4 protein-coding genes are annotated in these 4276 nt (G+C 58.3%); 3 read left to right on the plus strand and 1 reads right to left on the minus strand.

All coding sequences use genetic code 11. The annotated features are described in order from the left end of the window. Positions 1-557 precede the first annotated feature (557 nt). The 3 genes from GOX53_RS28880 (at position 558) to GOX53_RS28890 (ending at position 2780) form a co-directional block, all read left to right on the plus strand. Complete coding sequence (locus GOX53_RS28880; RefSeq protein ID WP_171182327.1) at positions 558-1166, plus strand: VOC family protein; 609 nt, start codon at positions 558-560, stop codon at positions 1164-1166. A 134-nt stretch (positions 1167-1300) separates the two neighbouring features. Beyond that, positions 1301-2416, plus strand: a complete 1116-nt coding sequence (locus GOX53_RS28885; protein WP_171182328.1) for a TIM barrel protein — start codon at positions 1301-1303, stop codon at positions 2414-2416. A gap of 61 nt (positions 2417-2477) precedes the next feature. Next, positions 2478-2780: a DUF1330 domain-containing protein gene (locus GOX53_RS28890; protein WP_171182329.1), complete on the plus strand. Its 303-nt coding sequence runs from the start codon at positions 2478-2480 to the stop codon at positions 2778-2780. A 128-nt stretch (positions 2781-2908) separates the two neighbouring features. Here GOX53_RS28890 and GOX53_RS28895 read toward each other — a convergent pair. Then, the coding region (locus GOX53_RS28895; RefSeq protein ID WP_171182330.1) for a sigma 54-interacting transcriptional regulator at positions 2909-4276 on the minus strand (1368 nt) is incomplete at its 5' end.

The following is a 4276-nucleotide window of genomic DNA, read 5'->3' on the forward strand; positions in this document are numbered from 1 at the left end:
GTCCGCCATCGCACTCGCAGCAACCGTCATCTACTGGTTATGAATCCTGACCCTAGCCTGCCATCCATTATCTCGGGTCAAATGACCGCTAAATCAAAGTGACAAGTGATTTTCGCTCAAATGCACGGGTGTTTGTGTAGGATCAGCGACCCAAAATCTTGATGCTTGGCCTGCCACACGCGCGAGACGGTACAATGTGCGGTTAGGGTGTTGGCGGGGCTGGCTAATAGACGTCCACCTGACGTCACACGCGGGGATATTCTTACGTTGTAGACGTTTCGGTTTTTCAATCGATTGCCCGCCCGGGCAACGGAAACGTCTAAACCGAAATACATGCCCAACTGTTCCAATCTGTTCCGCCTTGGAACAGTTAAGCTCACCAGTTCCGTCTCCGAAAATCCTTCGATTGCTGAGTCGGTTCCTTGGCGCCAACGTCAACCCAACTAATGCAATCAGACGGTTTGAGGCTGCCCGTAAGCAGTCTTGGACCGAAAAGTTGGGAGGAACGAATGACTGGCAGACCCGAGAATTTGAAGGGCCCATTCCGGAGAGACCTGTTGCTATCGGGAGCGGCCGGTGCAGCCGCGCTTGGCGCATTGGGAGCATCTGCGGCCAAGGCCGGACCGATGCACGGTCCCTCGCAACCGCTCTTCACAATGCAGCAGGTTTGTTATGTCGTGGATGATCTGGAAAAGGCTTTGGACTTCTGGACCAAGGAGTTGAAAGTCGGGCCGTTCTTCCTGTTCGAGCATCTGGCCCTCGACAACCAGAGGTACCGCGGCCAACCGGCGACCGAAGATGCCGATGTGACCATTGCGCTTGGCAATACCGGCGCGGTTCAGATCGAACTGGCCTTTCAGCACAACGACGCGCCGTCAGTCTGGAAGAAAGAATGGAGCGACGCCGGACGCCGCGGCATTCACCATTTCGGGTTCATTCCCGAGGACTATCCGGCGAATTTTCAGAGCTTCGTCGACCGTGGCTATGAGCCTGCCTTCGAATGCGACATCGGCGGTTCGCCTTTGTGTTATTTCGACTTCCTCAATGAGCTCGGCCATTTTGTCGAGTTCTGGGAAAACAGCCCGCTTTACCGAGACATTTTCAGGACAACCGAAGAGGCTGCCCGCGGCTGGGACGGTTCGGACCCGGTGCGCAGCTGGGGCTGACCAAAAACGGGCAGTTAGGGACCGGTTTTTAGAATTGGCGCCTGCGCCCTGCGCTGGGGCGGAGGACGACGCAACTCACATGGTGTGAGAGTGCCCCGCGAGGAGGCCGAGACAACGATCATCGGGAGGAAAAGATGACTGACACATCCGAAACCAAAACAGATACGCTAGAGGACCCGACCCGCAGGAGCTTTCTGCAGACGACTGCTGCAGGCGCCGCAACCCTCGGTGCCGTCGGCCCCGTGGCAGCGACCGTCAAACCGGCATCGGCCCAGACGGGGCCGGACCCGATCATGCTCGCGTCGAGCCTGATCCACAACGGCCGCCACGAGGCGTTTTATGGCCGTGCAACCGCGCTCTGGCCGTTCGAGTACCGAATGGAGCAGGTCGCCAAGGCCGGCTACAACGCCGTGGGCCTGCTGCACTGGGATCTCGACCACACGCTACGGTACGAAGCCAAGGGCGCGAACATCCAGCAAAAGGCCGAATGGATGAAGGGCGTTCTGGACAACAACGGGATTGAGCATTGCGAGATCGAGTTCCTGACCCAATGGATGTATCCCGAAAACGATCCGCGCCGGATGGCGGAACAACCGGTCCGCGACATGCTGCGCGAGCTTGGCAAAGTGCTGAAGCCGTTCCACATGAAGGTCGGCAACTTCTTCGTGCCGCTACCGGTCGAGGTGCAGCGCGAGAACTTCAAACAGCTATGCCAGGAATTCGACTTTACCGACGTCGCCTATGAAGTGCTGACGCTCGACCCCAGTGGCGGCGACCTGGATCAACTCTTGTCCATCGTCGAGGGTAACGACAATGGCGGGTTGTTCTTCGACACCTGGCACACCAACAACCTGAAGACGTGGAACCCGAACGCCAAGGGTCACACATGTGACGAGATCGCCAGCCTGCCCAAGGGCATTATCAAGGGCTGCGAACTTGACGACGGCTGGCTGGTCGAACCGAAATATGCCGAGCACTTCCTGATGATCTCGTCACCGCAGTTCCTGGAACTGACCATCCTCAGCCGCTGCTGCATCGGCGAAGGCAACTTTGATGTGGTCGGTTTCATCAAGGCGGTGAAAGCTGCGGGATGGGAAGGCCCGATGGGCAATGAGATCATCTCGGAAAACGTCTCACGCTATCCGATCGAGATGATGCTGCCGCACATCTACAATACGTCGCTGGCCCATGCCCGCAACGCGTACTACGACACGCCGATCCCCGACAAGATCCGAGCGGATTACAAATAGTCTCCTCCTGGCGGGGCGCTTGTCGTCCCGTCCTTTTTATTCTTAACAGGGAGCCCTACCGATGGCTTACTACTCTGTACTTGCGGTCACCCCCAGCACCGATGCCTGGATCCCCGATTATCTGCCTGTCGCCAACGAACTGGTGGCCAAGCACGGCGGTAGATACCTGGCCCGCACCGCAAGCCATGAGCAGGTCGAAGGCGCAGACACCGCCGCGGCGCTGCGCATCATCCTCGAATGGCCATCGAAAGAGGCCGCTCAGGCCTTCATAAACGACCCGGAATATGCGCCGCACCTCAAGGCCCGCACCGAAGGCTCGGACAGCGTGCACTTCCTGATCGAAGGCAAAGACGACCTCGCCTGATGTGAGATACGTGCCGCCCGAGGTCTGCGGGCGGCACTAACCGCCACCCCCTGAGCCATTTACCGGTGGATTTCTGTCACCCGCGGACTCAAGAAGGCACTCTGTAGACGACCACGCTCCACACGACTTCAATCGCCATCGGTCGGATTAGTGGAGCCGGGCCGGGCAATTTCAAACTGCTTCATCTTGCGGTGAATGGTGGTTCGGCCCATGCCCAGATTTCTGGCAGCCCGCGATATATTCCAGTTGGCGCTGAGCAACGCATCCTGCAGCAGTTTCTTTTCGTCGAATATCGTGTTGAGCACCACGCGCGGGCTGCTCTCTTTCTCTACGCAGCCCGCCTTGGGCGCCCTGAACACCGACGTGGAGCAGAGATCCGGCAAGGTGATCCTACGCCCATCTCCAATCAGAAGTGATTGCCGGATCGCGCCGCGTAGCTCGCGAATATTGCCCGGCCAGGAATGGCACCTTATGGCGTCCTCGGCCTCGGGGGTCAGTTCCACTTCGAATCCGGCCAGGTCCGCAGCTATTGCCGCCGCCACCGCTTCGGGGCGCTGGCGCTTGCGCAGGGGTGGCAGTTCAATTCTGGTATTCCCAAGCAGGTAATAGAGATCGTCCCGCAACCTGCCGTCATCGACCGCAGAGATGAGAGGAAATCGGCACGTGGCGACCACGCGGATTGCCGACACCGGCTCGGAATCGCCAAGCCCGTGTGCTGCGTTTTCGAGCGTTGATAACAAGCTGCGCAGTTTCTTTTGGGCAAAATCCGGCAACTCATCGATGTTGTCGAATACCAATGTGGTCAGGTCATTTTCCGTGTCATCGATAGCATCGGTCACAAGCGCCTGCTCGATGAGCGTGGCGATATAGTTGCGGCTCGCCTCATTGTCTTCCAGCGAAGCGCAGTCGATTGTGACAATTTGCGATTGGTGCGGTCCTTCGGCGGCGTGAAGCGCGGCAACCAGCGCCGATTTTCCGGTGCCGGACGCACCCTCGATAGTGAACGGCAGTGCGCGCGTGAAATGTGCCTGTGCAAGCTCGAACAGATCGGCCAGTGTTTCGCTGCCGATCGCCAGTTGCCGGAGTGTCGGCGGCAGTCGCCGCCGCACGCGCTGCGGCCGCATTTTCCCCGGCGTCGGGCATTTGCCTCGCGAGGAATAAATGCTTCCGGGCTGGCGCAACGTGGCAAAACTCAGCATCTTGCCCGCGCTGTTTTCCGTTTTTTGGACAAGCTCAGGACAGGCGTCGAGGGCACTTGCATCCGCCTCGAACAAAACATCGAATTGCTTGCCGACAAGATCACCGGGGCTTTGCAAGTCGATGAGCCTGTGGGCTTGCGATGTTGCGCCAAGTATCTGTCCGGCCTCGTCAATCGCTACCAGTTCGCTGCTCGAAATCAGCCTGTCCTTTTCCGACTGAGAAATCGAAATCATCATTGCATCTTTGAATTTTTGTTCGAAGAGGAGCCTCTGGATCCTTTTGGCGCCGGTTTCCAG

Source organism: Ruegeria sp. HKCCD8929 (assembly GCF_013031405.1).
Taxonomy (GTDB): domain Bacteria; phylum Pseudomonadota; class Alphaproteobacteria; order Rhodobacterales; family Rhodobacteraceae; genus Ruegeria.